This window comes from Amycolatopsis sp. NBC_01307 (genome assembly GCF_035975215.1).
In the GTDB taxonomy this organism is placed as follows: Bacteria; Actinomycetota; Actinomycetes; order Mycobacteriales; family Pseudonocardiaceae; genus Amycolatopsis.
In genome coordinates, this window is record NZ_CP108403.1 from 49,974 (window position 1) to 65,963 (window position 15,990).

Consider the following 15,990-nt stretch of genomic DNA (forward strand, 5'->3'; position numbering starts at 1 on the left):
ACGCTGAAGGCCACCTTCCGATCCGGAAGGTGGCCTTCAGTGCGTTCGCAGTCTCACGACGGTCTTCCCGGCACGAGAGACGCGGGTCTCGGGCTTCTTGGCCTCGGCGACCCACTTCGTGTATTCCCGCTGGTGGGACGGCGGCAGCGCCGCGAAGAGCGCCGCCGCGTCCGGGGCCGCCGCGAGGGCGTCGGCCAGCTCCCGCGGGACCTCGGTCACTCTTCGGCGCCGATCGAGAAGGCCGACTCGGTGTCGGCGCGGGAGTACGAGCGGAACGCGATGTGCGTGACGGTGTTCAGCACGCCCGCCACCTTCCCGATCCGCCCGGGGATCAGCTCGGCCAGGTCCTCGTGCGCGGAAACCTGCACGGTGGCGATGAGGTCGACGTCCCCAGCGCACGAGTAGACCTCGCCGACCCCGTCGAGGTCGGCGATCGCCTGCGCGGCGTCCGGGATCGCGTCCGCCTCTACCTGGATCAACACGATCGCGGTGATCACCTGGGTCCTCCAAGACTCGTCTGCGGGTATCGCTCGCGATCCTAGTGAGCCCGGCCGGCCGCGGCCGGTCTGACTCGTCGCCGGGCGGGCCTGGTGGGGCTCGAAGCGGCTGGCTCAGGGGCGTGCCGCTCCGGCTGACACCGCCAGCCGGCGAGTGCGCAGGCCGGCGATGGGCGAAGGCCGGGTAGCTGCTGAGCGCGATGCGCTCGGCCGGAGCTTTGCCCGGTGGGCGAGGGCGGGTTCGCCGCTGAGCGCGATGCGGTCGCAAGCCGTGCACGGCGCGGCCGTGAACGCGGAGTCGCTGCCCGCCTGAGCCACGGCGCTGCCGGTGCCCGAGCGAGGCGTGGGATCCAGGCCTCCGCAGCCACCGGCCGGTGGCGCTGGGCGCCGCCGGACCCGATCGCGGCCCACCGGACCCAGCCTCAGCCCACGTGTTCCAGGGAATGGGCCTCCGTCACCAGGTCCAGCCAGCCCCGCCACCCCGCGACCGTCGCCGGTTCCGCCCAGGGGCGGGTCGTGCGGACCAGCCGGACGCCCGGGCGGGCCAGCCATCGCAGCAGCACCCCCACCTCCTCCGGGGGCGCGCCGTGCAGGGGCCCTGGGTCCGGCAGCACCGTCTCCGCCGAGGCCACCAGTGCCTCCACCACCGGCATCGGCGGCACCCCGCGGCGGGCGACGCCCGCCGAGGCCAGCCGGCCGTAGCGGATGACCGACAGTTCCCAGCCGCCCGCGCCGTCCGGGTTCGCCGCTATCAGCTCGCCGATCGAGGCCAGCGCCGCCTGGCGGTGGGCTCGGCCCAGGACGCGGATCAGGCCGGCCAGCTCGTCGCGGTGGCGGGCCGCCTGCTCGTAGTGCTGCGCCTCCGCCAGCCGCTCCAGCTGGGCCGCCGCGGCGCGCAGCGGGGCGCCGTCGAGGCCCGCGATGAGCCCCGACACCGACTCGACCGCCGGGCCGTACTCCTCGACGTTCTGCCGGCCGGCGCACGGCGCACCGCAGCGGCCCAGCTCGGCGAGGACGCACGGGGTCCCGCTCGGCGCCTTCGGCGAGATCCGCTGGGTGCACGTGCGCAGCCCCGACGCGCCGGCCAGGGTGTCCGCCGTCGTGCGGGCGTCGGCCTGGTTGCGGAACGGGCCCAGCACCCCCGGGCGCGGCAGCCGCACCACCGACAGCCGGGGGAACGCCTCGTCCGTCAGGCCGACCCACCAGCCCTGGTGCCGGTTCTTCGACCGCCGGTTGTACGCCGGCCGGTGCGCGCCGATCAGCCGCAGCTCCCGCACCTCGGCCTCCAGCGAGTGCGCGCAGACGACGTGGTCGACGCGCTCGGCCAGCGCGACCATCTCCCGGATCCGGCTGCGCCCCTCCGAGCCGGTGAAGTACGTCCGCACGCGCCGCCGCAGGTCCTTCGCCGTGCCGACGTACAGGACCTCCTCCTTCGGCCCCCGGAACAGGTAGACGCCCGGCGCGGCCGGCAGGTCCGCGGCCAGGTGCCGCTTCGCGCGCTGGGCCACGGTGACTTCGGGCAGGTAGCCCATCAGCTCTTCGAGCGAGTGGACGCCCAGGTTGCCGACGCGCTCCAGCAGGCCGTGCAGCACGTCGACGGTGGCGCGGGCGTCGTCCAGCGCCCGGTGGGTCGGCCGGGTCCGGGCCCCGAACAGCAGCGCCAGGGCCGTCAGGTTGTAGCGGCCCACCTCGTCGCGCGGGACGACCCGGCGGGCCAGCCGGACGGTGCACACCACGGTCGCCTTCGGCCAGACATAACCGTGTCCCTCACAGGCCGCGCGCATGTGCGAGGTGTCGAACCCCGAGTTGTGCGCCACCAGCACCGACCCGCCGATGAACTCCAGGAACGCCGGCAGCACCTCCTCGATCGGCGGCGCGTCGTAGACCATGGCGTGGGTGATGCCCGTGAGCGAGACGATCTGCGGCGGGATCGGCACGCCCGGGTTGACCAGCGTGGCGAACTCGCTCAGCACCTCGCCCGCGCGCACCTTCACCGCGCCGATCTCGGTGATCCCGTTCGGGCCGGGTGCCGCCCCGGTCGTCTCGAGGTCGAACACCACGAACGTGGTGTCCCGCAACGGGGTTCCGAGCTCGTCGAACGCGAGCTGTGCCTGGACCGGACGCATGGCCGGGACCCTAGAGGCCACCCCCGACAATTTTCGGCGACCGGCCGGTCACCGCGGGTTCGCATGGCGTGCGACGCGGGATCCGGGGGCGGGGCCTACCCTGGAGCGATGCACCCGCAGCCGCTCGTGCCGGAGCCGCCCGGGGACCACGCCGGTCCCGCGGGTGTCGCGCCGCGCCCCGAGCCGGCCGACGACGCGGGGGAGCGGCCCGAACCCGCCACCTGGCCCGCCCTGCCGGAGCCGGTCCGCGACCGGATCGCCGAACTCGCAGCGGCCGCCGTCGCCAAGCTGCCGAACACCGACGTGCCCCGCCAGCTGCGGCCCGTCGCCAAGTTCGCGCCGGCCAAGCGCGCGAAGCTCGGCGGCGCCGCCCTGCTGGCCGCGCTGGGCGAGTCGTCCCAGTTCCGCACCGCCGTCATCGAGTGGCTGCGCGAGCACCGGACCGACGCCCTCGACCCCAACGCCGTCGACTCGGTCGCCGGGGCGGCGGCCGCCGTCCTGCTCGGCGAGTCCGGGGCCGCGGGCCGGGTCCGGTTGGTCGCGAAGAACGCCGAGGAGAACGTCCTGCGCGCGGAGCGGGACGCCGCGCTCGCCCGCGCCCAGCGGCTCGAAGCCGAGCTGACCCTGGTCCGGGCCGAGCTCACCGACGCGAGGCTGGCCGCCGAGAGCGTCCGCGGCGAGCGCGAAGGTGAAGTCGAGAAACTTTTGAAGCGGCTTCGCGAGCAAGGCGTGCAGCTCCGGCAGGCCAAGGACGCGGCGGAATCGGCGTCGGTGGACGCCGAACGCGGTATTTCGGCGCACGCCGAGCAGGTCGCCGCCCTCACCGCCCAGCTCGCGCGGGAACGCCAGCGCGTCGCCAACGAACGCGCCCGGGCCGAACGCGCCAGCGCCGACGCCGACATCGCCCGGCAGTCGGCCCGCGAAGCGCGCGAAGCCGACGAAGTGCGGCTGGCGCTGCTCGTCGACACGATCGACGGCGCGGCCAACGGCCTGCGCCGCGAACTGGCCCTCGGCGCCCGCGGGGCCCGCCCGGCGGACATGGTCCGCGGCGCCAGCTCCGGCCTCGGCCAGGGCGGCAAGATCGCCGACGTGTCCACGTTGGACCGCTACCTCGCGCTGCCCAACGTGCACCTGATCGTCGACGGCTACAACGTCACCAAGACCGGCTACCCCGAGCTCGCGCTGGCCGACCAGCGCGACCGGCTGATCCACCAGCTCTCCGCGCTGGCCGCGCGGACTTCGGCCGAGGTCACGGTGGTCTTCGACGGCGCCGGCGTGCTGTCGGTCCCGGCCTCGGTGCCACGCGGGGTCCGGGTGCTGTTCTCCGACCGCGGCGTGCTGGCCGACGACGTCATCCGCAACATCGTGCGGGCCGAGCCCGCGGGCCGGCCGATGGTGGTCGCGACGTCCGACCGCGCGGTCGCCGACTCGGTCCGCGGCGGCGGTGCGCACCCGACACCGTCCGCGGTGCTGGTGAGCCGGCTCAGCCGGGTCTGAGCATTACGCGGGCGCCGGTTCACCCGTTCGAAGGCGCCTATCGCGCCGGTATCCGATCGCACGGTCGCGTCCTCGACGGCCGTTCACGGTGCTCGTGAGCCGTCTGAGCGGGGTCCGAGCTTTTCTCGCCTTGGACCCCGACCGGGTGAACCGGAGCCGTTCTCGGCGATCTGAGCGCCGGAAACTGTCGGTGGTGCCGCCTAACGTGCGGGGCAGCAGTTCCGACGTGAGGAGGACCACATGACCGGCACCCCCGAGTTGTCCGAAGTGGACGTCTCGCACATTTCCGTTTCCGACATCGAGAACGTCGTGGTGGATTGCGACCGCTGCGTCGTGCGCGGCATCTCCTGCCACGACTGCGTGGTGACCGTCCTGCTCGGCGCGCCACCCGCCGTCGGGTGGGACGCCGACGAGCGCCGCGCGGTGGCGGCGCTGGCCGAAGCGGGGATGGTGCCCCAGCTGCGCATGGTCGAAGGACCGGCTTTGCGCACCGCCTGAGTGACCCGTTTCGTGTCGGCGCGCCGAGTGGTCGATCGGATCAGGTGAACGGTAGGTAGCCGAAATGGCGGCCAAAGAAACCCCAGCGTGTAACGCCCATCACATGTTTTCTCCCCCGCTGGTCCGATGGTGTTTAACGGCGCTACGCAGAGTTTTGGCGCGGGGGGTGGTGGACGCGGTGGCGGTCTTTTCGTAACCTGTCCGAGATCTCGTGGCCCCTGGCCGTCGATGAGACGGCGACGCGAGATCGCCGCCGGACGCAGCTTTGTCGGGAAGCTGGGAACCGGAACCACCATCGCGGGCCTCCCTCTCGAGGGAAAACGCGCGCGATGGACGGGACAACGGCGAAGAGGAACCCCCGACCTCTTCGTGCCCCGGTCCCCCTCGGCGGCCGAGACGCAAAGGAGACCCGCGCGACCGTGCAGTCGCATCCCATCAGGCGCGTGGTGTCAGGTGCCCTCGCAGCGGCTTCGGTGATCACCCTCGTCACCATGGCCCAGCCGACGGCCACCGCCGCCCCCATCCCCGTTCTCCAAGCCCCGCCCACCGGTTCGGACGCGCTCGCCCAGTACCGCGATCTCGCGGCACAGGCCGAGAAGCTGAACGAAGACCTGCTCAAGGCCCAGGACGACCTGAAGGCCAAGCAGGGTGAGCTCGACAAGGCCAGCACCGACGTCAACGCGGCGAAGGGCCAGGCCGAAGCGGCGAGCGCCAACGAGAAGAAGTACCAGACCGAGGTCGACAAGTTCGCCGGCGCGTCGTTCACCAGTGGTGTCCAGCTGAACAAGCTGTCCGCGCTGCTGGCCGGCACGTCGACGCAGGACTTCCTGGACCGCTCGTCGGCCCTCGAGGTCATCGCGACCGACAAGAACGCCGCCATGGGCAACCTCAGCGGCGCCGTCCAGCAGGCCACCGATGCCACGAACAAGGCCACCGACGCCGCGAAGCGGGCGACGGACGCCCGTGACGCCGCGGCGAAGCTGACCTCGGACATCCAGGCCAAGCAGAAGACGCTGAACGACCAGATCGACCAGCTCAAGGCGGCCAACAAGAGCCTGAGCTCGCTCGACAAGGCGGCCCAGCGCGACACGGGCTCCGCGCCTCCGGGGCTCAAGGCCCCGACCGCGGACGCCCAGACCGCACTGGACGCGGCGCTGGGCAAGCTGGGCAGCGCCTACGTCTGGGGTGCCACCGGGCCGAGCACGTTCGACTGCTCGGGCCTGATGCTCTGGGCCTACAAGCAGGCCGGCATCACCCTGCCCCGGTCCAGCCGGGAGCAGTCCACCTTCGGCGCCGCGGTGCCGCGGGACCAGCTCCAGCCGGGCGACCTCGTGTTCTACTACTCGCCCGTTTCGCACGTCGGCATGTACGTCGGCAACGGCAAGATGGTGCACGCGCCCGACACCGGTGACGTCGTGAAGATCTCACCGCTGCAGAGCCAGTACGCGGGAGCGCGACGCCCGACGTCGTGACCCACGCAGCACAGCGCAGCATTCGAAGGGGCGGTACCGCACACGCGGTGCCGCCCCTTCGCTGTAGGTGGCGGCCGCTAGCCTCAGGGGCGTGCTCAAGACCCTGCTCGTGACCAACGACTTCCCGCCCCGGCCCGGGGGGATCCAGAACTACCTGAACTCCCTCGCCACCCGGTTGCCGGCGGACGACCTGGTCGTCTACGCGCCGTCGTGGGAGTCGCACACGGGGTCGCACGAGGAGTTCGACGCCGCGGCGCCGTTCGAGGTCGTCCGGCACCCGACGTCGCTGATGCTGCCGACGCCGGACGTGCTGCGCCGGGCGAAGGAGATCATGCGCGCGCGGGACTGCGAAGCCGTCTGGTTCGGCGCCGCCGCGCCGCTGGCGCTGCTGGGGCACTCGCTGCGGCAGGCCGGGGCGCGCCGCGTCGTGGCGTCCACGCACGGGCACGAGGTCGGCTGGTCCATGCTGCCGGGCTCGCGGCAGGCGTTGCGGCGCATCGGGGACACCGTGGACGTCGTCACCTACGTCAGCCGCTACACCCGCGGCCGGTTCGCCGCCGCGTTCGGCGCGATGGCCGGGCTGGAGCTGCTGCCGTCCGGTGTGGACACCGGGATCTACCGGCCGGACCCGGCGGGGCGCGCGGAGATCCGCGCCCGGCACGGCCTCGGCGACCGGCCGACCGTCGTCTGCGTGTCGCGGCTGGTCCCGCGCAAGGGCCAGGACCAGCTGATCCGCGCCCTGCCGAAGCTGAAGGAACGCGTGCCCGGCGCGGCTTTGCTGATCGTCGGCGGCGGCCCGTACCGCAAGCGGCTGACCGAGCTGGTCCGCGAGTGCGGTGTCGAGCGCGACGTCGTCATCACCGGGTCGGTCCCGTGGGCCGAGCTGCCCGCGCACTACGCCGCCGGTGACGTCTTCGCCATGCCGGCCCGCACCCGCGGCCGCGGCCTCGACGTCGAGGGCCTCGGCATCGTCTACCTGGAGGCCTCGGCGACCGGGCTGCCGGTGGTCGCGGGCAACTCCGGCGGCGCGCCCGAGGCGGTCCTGGACGAGGTGACCGGGCACGTCGTCGACGGCCGGGACGTCGGCCAGCTGGGCGAGACCGTCGCCAGCCTGCTCGCGGACCCGGTGCGGGCCCGCCGGATGGGCGAGGCGGGCCGCGCGTGGGTGAGCGAGAACTGGCGCTGGGACGTCATGGCGGACCGCCTGTCGGGCCTGCTGGACGGCGACCCGGTGGCCGCCGTCCGCTGACGCTGAAAGCCGTGAAGGCCTCCTTACCGGCCATAAGAGCCGCGAAGGAGGCCTTCACGGCTTTCCGGTGGGCGCGGGGAGGCCGGGAGCGTCAGGGCGTGTAGAGGGCCGGGTGGCGGGGGTCGTCGACGCGCACCACGACGTCGGCCAGGGCGCTCGGGTCCGCTTCCTCCTCGTAGCGCTCGTAGGCCGGGACGGCCCAGGCGTCCGGCACGCGGCGGCGCAGGGCGGCGGGGGAGAGCCACAGGTGCACGGCCAGGTCGAAGGCCAGGCCCGCGCCGAGCAGCAGCTCGCCGTCGAGGATGACGACGCCGCCTTCGGGTACCGGCACGCGGGCGGCGCGGGTCGCGCGGTCGCGCTCGGTGTCCCACAACGACGGCAGGATCTCGCCGGAACCGGTGCCGGCCAGGGGATCGAGCACTTCGCGGCGCAGCGCGCCGAGGTCGAGCCAGTCGGTGTAGCGGGCGTCGGGGTTCGTGCGGCCGTGCTCGAAGCGCAGCGACGCCGGGCGCAGGAAGTCGCGCGCGGACACGCGCAGGGCCGCACGGCCGCGCAGGCGCAGGGGCTCGACCAGGGCGTCCGCGAGTTCTGTGGTTTCCGTCGCACCGTCCGCGCCGTCGACGGCGACCGCGATCCGGGGGCGCTCGGTGAGCGCGCTGATGCGCTCGGTCAGTTCTTCGGCCAGGACGGCGGGGGAAATCGGGCGGTAGCGCACGGGAAGAGATCCTCCACCCGGACCGGGGACGGTTTTCGTCGTACCCCGGTGGGATGATGCGAGCATGACCTCTTCAGTGAGCTCTTCAGTGGGGAAGACCGCCGATGTCGGTTGGAACATAGGGGTTTCCCGCACCTTGCCGTACTCCGGCGCGGAGGTCTGGGACTTCCTGGTCAGCCGGGAGGGCGTCGCGATCTGGCTCGGCCCCGGCGTCGACCTGCCGCAGGAGCCGGGCGCGGAGTACGAGACCGAAAACGGCACCGTCGGGGAGATCCGCGGCTTCGTCGCGGGCGACCGCGTCCGGCTCACCTGGCGGCCGCAGGACTGGGACCACGACTCCACCGTCCAGGTGCGGCTGAGCGGTTCCGGGGCCAAGACCACGCTGCGCTTCCACCAGGAATGGCTTTCGGGCGCGGAAGAACGCGAAGAACAACGGGCATACTGGCAGGACGTGATCGATCGCGTGGTGGCGGCGCTCGCCGAGCGCTGACGATTCTTGGGGGACGGTATGACGACGGTCGAGGTAGCCGAAGATTTCGCGCAGGACGCGCACTTGTTCGCGGAACTGCTGCGCGCGGGCGGGCCCGCGCGCCTGGTCCGGATGCCGCGGGGCCTGACCTGCTACATCGTCACGGACTTCACGCAGGCCCGCGCGCTGCTGGCCGATTCCCGGCTGCAGAAGGACAACGTGCGCGCGCACGCGCTGTTCGAGGCCAAGCTGCCCGACGAAGTGGCCGCGCAGGGTGGCTTCGGCGAGTCGCTGGGCCACCACATGCTCAACATGGACCCGCCGGACCACTCGCGGCTGCGCAAGCTCGTCAACAAGGCGTTCACGGGCCGCACCGTGGCGCGGCTGCGGCCGCGGATCGAGGAGATCACCGCCGAGCTGCTCGACGCGCTGGGCGGGCGGGAGCGGGCCGACCTGCTGCCCTCCTTCGCCGCGCCGCTGCCGATCACGGTGATCTGCGAGCTGCTCGGCGTCGCGCCGGAGCACCGCACGGAGTTCGCCGACTGGTCCAAGACGCTGCTGAGCGCGTCGGAACCGGCGGCCGGGCAGGCCGCGGCGCAGAACATGTTCGGCTACCTCACCGGCCTGATCGCTCAGAAGCGCGCCGAACCGGCCGAGGACCTGCTGTCGGACCTGGTCCACGCGAGCGACGACGGCGACTCGCTGTCCGAGCCCGAACTGGTGTCGATGGCGTTCCTGCTGCTGGTCGCCGGGCACGAGACCACCGTCAACCTGATCGCCAACAGCGTGCTGGCGCTGCTGCGCGAGCCGGCGCAGCTCGCCCTGCTGCGCGAAGACCCGTCGCTGCTGCCGAACGCCGTCGAGGAGTTCCTCCGCTTCGACGGCCCGATCCACCTGGCCACCCTGCGGTTCACCACGGCGCCGGTCGAGGCGGGCGGCGTGACGATCCCGGAGGGCGAGTTCGTGCTGATCTCGCTGCTGGGCGCGAACCGGGACGAGGCGCGGTACGCCGAGCCGGGCAAGCTCGACGTCACGCGCGCCGCGGGCGGCCACCTGGCCTTCGGCCACGGCATCCACTACTGCGTCGGCGCTCCGCTGGCCCGCCTGGAGGCGGAGATCGCCCTCGGCGGCCTGCTGGCGCGGTTCCCGGACATCGAGCTGGACGCGAAGCCGGACGAGCTGGTCTACCGGCCCAGCTCCCTGATCCACGGCCTGGAGTCCCTTCCGGTCCGGCTGCGCTGATTTAATCGGCGGATGGACTCCGCCGACCTGCTCGCCCTGGACGCCCAGCACGTGTGGCACCCGTACGCGCCCATGCCCGCGAAGGTGCCTTCGCTGCTGGTGACCGAGGCAAGCGGGGTGCGGCTCAAGCTCGCCGACGGCCGGGAGCTGGTCGACGGGATGTCGTCGTGGTGGTCGGCGATCCACGGCTACCGGCACCCGGCCCTCGACGCCGCGCTCGCCGCGCAGGCCGGGCGGATGAGCCACGTGATGTTCGGCGGCCTGACGCACGAGCCGGCGATCACCCTGGCCAAGACCCTGGTCGACCTGACGCCGGACGGGCTCGAGCACGTCTTCCTCTGCGACTCGGGCTCGGTGTCGGTCGAGGTCGCGGCGAAGATGTGCTTGCAGTACCAGCGTTCCCGCGGGCTGCCGGAGAAGCGGCGGCTGCTCACCTGGCGCGGCGGCTACCACGGCGACACGTTCACGCCGATGAGCGTCTGCGACCCCGACGGCGGCATGCACTCGCTGTGGCGCGGGGTGCTGCCCGAGCAGGTCTTCGTGCCGATGCCGCCGCCGGGGTTCGACACCCCGCCGGACCAGTCCTATGTGGACCTGCTCGGCGAGGAGATCGCCCGGCACGCCGGGGAGCTGGCCGCGGTGATCGTCGAGCCGGTGGTGCAGGGGGCCGGCGGGATGCGCTTCCACCACCCCGCCTACCTGCGCGCGCTGCGGGAGCTGACCGAGGCGCACGACGTGCTGCTGATCTTCGACGAGATCGCCACCGGCTTCGGCCGCACCGGCGCGCTGTTCGCCGCCGAGCACGCGGGCGTGACGCCGGACGTGCTGTGCCTCGGCAAGGCGCTGACCGGCGGCTACCTGAGCATGGCCGCGACGCTGTGCACCCCGGACGTCGCCGCCGGGATCTCCCGCGGCGCGCTGCCGGTGCTCGCGCACGGCCCGACGTTCATGGGCAACCCGCTCGCCTCGGCGGTCGCGAACGCGTCGCTGGCGCTGCTGGCGGACGGCGCGTGGAAACGCGACGTCACGAGGGTGGAGAAGGGCCTGCTGGACGGCCTCGCCCCGGCCCGCGACCTCCCGTCGGTGGTCGACGTCCGGGTGCTCGGCGGCATCGGCGTGCTGCAGCTCGACCACCCGGTGGACATGGCGGTGGCCACGGAGGTGGTGACGGCGCGGGGCGCGTGGCTGCGGCCGTTCCGCGACCTGGTGTACGCGATGCCGCCGTACGTCACGAGCGACGCGGACCTCGCGGTGATCACGGGGGCGATGCTGGCGGTGGCGGAGAAGGCGTGATCACCCGCGGGAGACTCCCAGGGCTTGTAAACGCTTGATTTCAGCACATCGGGTGTGACCGCGCGCACAGCGAGACCCGAAGGTCCCTCATCGTCGCTCTGCGTGCAAACCCTCGATCTACACCACGCGAACGGCGGAGGCGGCGAGTGTGAAAGGTCGCCGGCGCGGCACCGATCCCGTGCCCAGGTAAACGCGAGAAATGCTTGCGTAGCAGACTTTTCGCGTGCTTTCGGCGATCCTGCCCCCATGATCGAGATCGTTCGTGGTGAACACGACACCGGACCGCCGTCTCCGCTGGAGACCTTCAAGCAGAACCTCAAGCACGACCTTCCCGCCTCGATAGTCGTTTTCCTCGTCGCCGTACCGCTTTCCCTCGGCATCGCGCTCGCCGCCGGGGCTCCTGTGCTCGCCGGACTCGTCTCCGCCGTTGTCGGCGGGCTCGTCGCGAGCGTCTTCGGTGGGTCGCCGCTGCAGGTCAGTGGGCCTTCCGCCGCTCTCACCGTGGTGCTGGCCGACACGATCGCCACCCACGGCTGGCCCGTCACCTGCGCGATCACCGTCGCCGCCGGGCTGCTCCAGATCCTCTTCGGCCTGACCCGCACCGCCCGCGCCGCGCTCGCGGTGTCGCCGGCCATCGTGCACGGCCTGCTCGCCGGCATCGGCGTCACGATCGTGCTCGGCCAGCTGCACGTCGTCCTGGGCGGCACCGCGCAGGGCTCCGCGCTCGCCAACGTCGTCGCGCTGCCGCGGCAGATCGCCGCCCACCACGACCAGGCCGTGCTGATCGGGGTCGTCACCCTCGCCGTGCTGCTGGCCTGGCCGCGGCTGCCCGCCGTCGTCCGCCGGGTGCCCGCGCCGCTGGCCGCCATCGCCCTGGCCACCGGGCTGTCCGTGCTGACCGGCATGACCCTGCCGCGCGTCGACCTGCCCGCCGGGCTGCCGTCCCTGCACCTCGTGCCGCGGCTGCCCGACGGCGGCTGGGGCGGGTTCGCCCTCGCCGCCGTCACCATCGCGCTGATCGCCGGCCTCGAGAGCCTGCTGTCCGCGGTCTCGGTCGACAAGCGCCGCGGCGGCCCGCGCACCGACCTCGACCGCGAGCTGGTCGGGCAGGGCATGGCGAACGTCGCCGCCGGCGCGCTCGGCGGCTTCCCGGTCACCGGCGTCGTCGTGCGCAGCATGACCAACTACGAGGCCGGCGCGCGCACCCGGATGTCGGCGATCCTGCACTGCGCCTGGATCCTCGCCGCCTGCCTGCTGCTCACCGGGACGCTGCGGCTGATCCCGCTGGCCGCGCTCGCCGCGCTACTGGTGTACGTCGGGACGAAGCTGGTCAACCCGGCCGCGATCAAGGACGTCCGCCGCCACGGCGACCTCCCGGTGTACGTCGTCACGCTGGCCGGCGCGGTCGCGGTCAACCTCCTCACCGGCGTCGCGGCCGGGATACTGCTGGCCCTCGCGCTGATGCTGCGTCGGATGATCTTCTCCGGCATCCACGTCGAAAGGCACGGTGACAGCCACCGCGTCGTCATCGAAGGCGCGCTGACGTTCCTCTCCGTGCCCCGGCTGACCCGGGTGCTCGCCGAGGTGCCCGCGCACGCCGAGGTCACCCTGGAACTGCTCGTCGACTACCTGGACCACGCCGCGTTCGACTGCCTGCGCGGCTGGCAGCAGGCGCACGCCGGGCCGGTGACGGTCGACGAGATCGGCCACCCGTGGTTCGAACGCGGCCGCGCGGGCACGCCGACCGTGCGCCGGGGCCTCGCCGCCCGGGTGGTGCCGCGCTGGCTGGCCCCCTGGTCGGAGTGGCAGGCCGAGCACGTCGCCCTGCCCGTGCAGCGCAGCGCGAGCTCCCTGCTGTGCCGCGGCGCGTCGGAGTTCCAGCGCCGCACCGCGCCGCTGCTGCGCGACACCTGGACCGGGCTCGCGGACGGCCAGGAGCCGCACACCCTGTTCATCACCTGCGGCGACGCGCGGATCGTGCCGAACCTGATCACGACCAGCGGGCCGGGCGACCTGTTCACGGTGCGGAACATCGGCAACCTCGTCCCGCCGGCGGACGGGGGCGCCGACTCCTCGGTCGGCGCGGCGATCGAGTACGCCGTCGGTGTGCTCGGGGTCGCGGAGATCGTGGTGTGCGGGCATTCGGGCTGCGGCGCGATGAAGGCGCTGCTCGGCCAGGCCCCGGCGGGTCTGCACCAGCTCGGCGCCTGGTTGCGCCACGGCGAGCCGACGCTGCTGCGCCGCGGCCGGGAAGCGCCGCTGCTGCTCGGCGGCCGCCGTCCCGCCGCCGAGGCCGACCAGCTCGCGCTGCAGAACGTCGTGCAGCAGCTGGAAACCCTGCGCGGCTACCCGGTGGTGGCCGCGGCGCTGGAGCGCGGCGGCCTCCGGCTGACCGGGATGTACTTCGACGTCGGCGCCGCGCAGGTGTCCCTGCTGGACGACGCGGCCCGCGGCTTCGTCCCGGCGGGCGCCGTCACGTCCTGACCAGAGCACACCCGCGGTGGCCTTCGGTGCGCAGACGTGCCGAAGGCCGCCTCGGGAACCCTTGTGTCGTAAAGGGTTCAACTGTCGGGTGACAGGCACGCGGGGCGTGAACGGCGGGTTAAGCGGACGTCCGATTTGTGTCATTCGGGCAAATTATGGCCAGTCGTTCACTCGATCGAGTGGCGCATAGCGGACATTTCACACGATTTCCGGTTGCATGGCGATCATGAGACCCCTCGCCGTGCTCCGCCACGACCTGCCGGCCTCCCTGGTCGTTTTCCTCGTCGCCGTACCGCTTTCGCTCGGCATCGCGCTCGCCTCGGGCGCGCCGGTCGCCGCCGGCCTGATCGCCGCCGTGGTCGGCGGGGTCGTCGCCGGTGCCCTCGGCGGCTCCGCGCTCCAGGTGAGCGGGCCCGCCGCCGGCCTGACCGTGATCATGGCCGAAACCATCAGCACCTTCGGCTGGGCCGTCACGTGCCTGATCACGGTCGCCGCCGGTGCCCTCCAGATCCTGCTCGGGCTGAGCCGCATCGCGCGCGCCGCGCTGGCCATCTCGCCGGCCATCGTGCACGGCATGCTGGCCGGCATCGGCGTCACGATCGTGCTCGGCCAGCTGCACGTCATCCTCGGCGGCAAGGCCCAGAGCTCGGCCGTGGAGAACGTCGCCGAGCTGCCCGGCCAGATCGTCGCCCACCACGACTCGGCCACCACGATCGGCCTGCTGACCATCGCGATCCTGCTGATCTGGCCGCGGCTGCCGAAGGCCGTCCAGCGGGTCCCCGGGCCGCTGGCGGCGATCGCGCTCGCCACCGTGGCGTCGGTCGCCACCGGGATGACGCTGCCGCGCGTCGAACTGCCCGGTGACCTGCTGAACGTCCACCTGGTCCCGCAGCTGCCCGACGGCGGCTGGGGCGGGTTCGCGCTCGCCGTCGTCACCATCGCCCTGATCGCCAGCGTGGAGAGCCTGCTCTCGGCGGTCGCCGTCGACCGCATGCACACCGGCCCGCGCGCCAACCTCGACCGCGAGCTGGTCGGGCAGGGCGCGGCCAACATGGTCTCCGGGGCGCTGGGCGGGCTGCCCGTCACCGGCGTCATCGTCCGCAGCTCCACCAACGTCGCCGCCGGGGCGAAGACCCGCGTGTCGGCGATCCTGCACGGCGTCTGGGTGCTGGTGTTCGTCGTCCTGCTCGCCGGGCTGATCCAGAACATCCCGCTCGCCGCGCTGGCCGGGCTGCTGGTGCATGTCGGCGCGAAGCTGGTCAACCCCGGGCACATGAAGACCGCGCTCAGGCACGGCGATCTGCCCGTCTACCTGCTCACCCTCGCCGGCGTGGTGGTGTTCGACCTGCTCACCGGCGTGCTCGCCGGGATCGGGCTGGCGCTGGTGCTCATGCTGCGTCGCACGGTGTGGTCCGGGATCCACGTCGAGAGCGACGGCGACCGCCACCGCGTCGTCGTCGAGGGTGTCCTGACGTTCCTGTCCGTGCCGCGGCTGTCCAAGGTGCTCGGCGCCATCCCGGCCGGGGTGCCGGTGCGGCTGGAACTGGTCGTCGACTACCTGGACCACGCCGCTTTCGAAAGCCTCACCACCTGGCAGCAGGCGCACGAACGCGCCGGCGGCACGGTGGACGTCGACGAGGTCGGTCACCCCTGGTTCGGCGAAGGCAAGGCCGGCCGGCCGACGCGGTCGCGGTTCGCCGCGAGCCGGGCCGTTCCGCGGTGGCTGGCGCCGTGGTCCGACTGGCAGGCCTTGGAATCCGTCGACATCCCGGCCCAGCAGACCCGCCGCGGCGCCACGGAGTTCCACCGCCGGGCCGCGCCGCTGCTGCGGGACACGCTGTCCGGGCTGGCCGACGGCCAGAAGCCGCGCACGCTGTTCATCACCTGCGGCGACTCGCGGATCGTGCCGAACCTGATCACCACCAGCGGACCCGGCGACCTGTTCACCATCCGCAACATCGGCAACCTGGTCCCGCCGGGGCAGGCCGACCCGTCGATGAACGCGTCGATCGAGTACGCGGTGGGCGTGCTCGGCGTCGAGGAGATCGTCGTCTGCGGCCACTCCGGCTGCGGGGCGATGGCCGCGCTCGCCGACGGCCCGCCGCCGGGGCCGCTGGAGACGTGGCTGCGCTACGCCGTGCCCAGCGCCCGCCGGTCCGGCCCGGTCACCGTCGACGGCGCCCGCCCGGCTCGCGAAGGCGACCGGCTGGCCCTGCTCAACGTGCTCCAGCAGCTCGACCACCTCCGGGAGTACCCGCAGGTCGCGGCGGCCGAAGCGGCCGGGAAGCTGCAGCTGACCGGGATGTACTTCGACGTCGGCGCCGCCCAGGTGCACCTGCTGGAGGGTGACGCGCGCTCGTTCCGCCTCGCCGGGGCGGTGGTGCCGGAGGCCTGACGCGGACCCCGGCCGCACCGCCCGGGCTGCGCGGCCCGGGCCGGGGTCACTAA

13 protein-coding genes are annotated in these 15,990 nt (G+C 73.1%); 9 read left to right on the forward strand and 4 right to left on the reverse strand.

Annotation, left to right across the window (positions count from 1 at the left end):
• Positions 1 to 36 precede the first annotated feature (36 nt).
• From OG439_RS00260 to OG439_RS00270, 3 genes are all read right to left on the reverse strand, one after another.
• Positions 37 to 219, reverse strand: coding sequence for a YdeI/OmpD-associated family protein (locus tag OG439_RS00260; RefSeq protein ID WP_326947333.1), 183 nt, complete (start codon positions 217 to 219; stop codon positions 37 to 39).
• Positions 216 to 497 carry an Lrp/AsnC family transcriptional regulator gene (locus OG439_RS00265; RefSeq protein ID WP_247062729.1) on the reverse strand — a complete coding sequence of 94 codons (282 nt, stop codon included), beginning with the start codon at positions 495 to 497 and terminating at the stop codon, positions 216 to 218. The genes OG439_RS00260 and OG439_RS00265 overlap by 4 nt, the downstream gene beginning before the upstream one ends.
• Before the next feature lie 422 nt (positions 498 to 919).
• Positions 920 to 2,623, reverse strand: a complete 1,704-nt coding sequence (locus OG439_RS00270; RefSeq protein ID WP_326947334.1) for a DEDD exonuclease domain-containing protein — start codon at positions 2,621 to 2,623, stop codon at positions 920 to 922.
• A 108-nt stretch (positions 2,624 to 2,731) separates the two neighbouring features.
• On the opposite strand from OG439_RS00270, the gene OG439_RS00275 reads away from it, so the two are divergent.
• The 4 genes from OG439_RS00275 to OG439_RS00290 all read left to right on the forward strand — a co-directional run bounded on the left by OG439_RS00275 (position 2,732) and on the right by OG439_RS00290 (position 7,339).
• Complete coding sequence (locus OG439_RS00275) at positions 2,732 to 4,120, forward strand: NYN domain-containing protein (RefSeq protein ID WP_326947335.1); 1,389 nt, start codon at positions 2,732 to 2,734, stop codon at positions 4,118 to 4,120.
• Positions 4,121 to 4,360: 240 nt separating this feature from the next.
• Complete coding sequence (locus OG439_RS00280) at positions 4,361 to 4,618, forward strand: hypothetical protein (RefSeq protein WP_326947336.1); 258 nt, start codon at positions 4,361 to 4,363, stop codon at positions 4,616 to 4,618.
• 419 nt (positions 4,619 to 5,037) lie between these two features.
• A complete protein-coding gene (locus OG439_RS00285) occupies positions 5,038 to 6,090 on the forward strand; it encodes a C40 family peptidase (RefSeq protein ID WP_326947337.1) in 1,053 nt (350 codons plus the stop codon).
• Positions 6,091 to 6,181: 91 nt separating this feature from the next.
• On the forward strand, positions 6,182 to 7,339 hold the full coding sequence (locus tag OG439_RS00290) for a glycosyltransferase family 4 protein (protein ID WP_326947338.1): 1,158 nt from the start codon (positions 6,182 to 6,184) through the stop codon (positions 7,337 to 7,339).
• Positions 7,340 to 7,430: 91 nt separating this feature from the next.
• Here OG439_RS00290 and OG439_RS00295 read toward each other — a convergent pair whose 3' ends face one another.
• A complete protein-coding gene (locus OG439_RS00295; RefSeq protein WP_247062752.1) occupies positions 7,431 to 8,054 on the reverse strand; it encodes a uridine kinase in 624 nt (207 codons plus the stop codon).
• A 136-nt stretch (positions 8,055 to 8,190) separates the two neighbouring features.
• Between OG439_RS00295 and OG439_RS00300 the strand changes: the two genes are divergently transcribed.
• The 5 genes from OG439_RS00300 (at position 8,191) to OG439_RS00320 (ending at position 15,937) form a co-directional block, all read left to right on the forward strand.
• Complete coding sequence (locus OG439_RS00300) at positions 8,191 to 8,544, forward strand: SRPBCC family protein (protein ID WP_326947339.1); 354 nt, start codon at positions 8,191 to 8,193, stop codon at positions 8,542 to 8,544.
• An 18-nt stretch (positions 8,545 to 8,562) separates the two neighbouring features.
• Entirely contained in the window at positions 8,563 to 9,765 is a 1,203-nt protein-coding gene (locus tag OG439_RS00305) for a cytochrome P450 family protein (protein WP_326947340.1), read from the forward strand.
• Positions 9,766 to 9,777: 12 nt separating this feature from the next.
• A complete protein-coding gene (locus OG439_RS00310) occupies positions 9,778 to 11,058 on the forward strand; it encodes an adenosylmethionine--8-amino-7-oxononanoate transaminase (protein ID WP_326947341.1) in 1,281 nt (426 codons plus the stop codon).
• A gap of 246 nt (positions 11,059 to 11,304) precedes the next feature.
• Positions 11,305 to 13,542, forward strand: a complete 2,238-nt coding sequence (locus tag OG439_RS00315; protein ID WP_326947342.1) for a bifunctional SulP family inorganic anion transporter/carbonic anhydrase — start codon at positions 11,305 to 11,307, stop codon at positions 13,540 to 13,542.
• Between the two features lie 217 nt (positions 13,543 to 13,759).
• Positions 13,760 to 15,937: a bifunctional SulP family inorganic anion transporter/carbonic anhydrase gene (locus OG439_RS00320; RefSeq protein ID WP_326947343.1), complete on the forward strand. Its 2,178-nt coding sequence runs from the start codon at positions 13,760 to 13,762 to the stop codon at positions 15,935 to 15,937.
• The last annotated feature ends 53 nt before the right edge of the window (positions 15,938 to 15,990 follow it).

Coding starts and splice junctions, on each gene's coding strand:
- OG439_RS00315 (WP_326947342.1), top strand. CDS start 11,305: ATGATCGAGATCGTTCGTGGTGAACACGACACCGGACCGCCGTCTCCG.
- OG439_RS00275 (WP_326947335.1), top strand. CDS start 2,732: ATGCACCCGCAGCCGCTCGTGCCGGAGCCGCCCGGGGACCACGCCGGT.
- OG439_RS00320 (WP_326947343.1), top strand. CDS start 13,760: ATGGCGATCATGAGACCCCTCGCCGTGCTCCGCCACGACCTGCCGGCC.
- OG439_RS00270 (WP_326947334.1), bottom strand. CDS start 2,623: ATGCGTCCGGTCCAGGCACAGCTCGCGTTCGACGAGCTCGGAACCCCG.
- OG439_RS00305 (WP_326947340.1), top strand. CDS start 8,563: ATGACGACGGTCGAGGTAGCCGAAGATTTCGCGCAGGACGCGCACTTG.
- OG439_RS00280 (WP_326947336.1), top strand. CDS start 4,361: ATGACCGGCACCCCCGAGTTGTCCGAAGTGGACGTCTCGCACATTTCC.
- OG439_RS00310 (WP_326947341.1), top strand. CDS start 9,778: ATGGACTCCGCCGACCTGCTCGCCCTGGACGCCCAGCACGTGTGGCAC.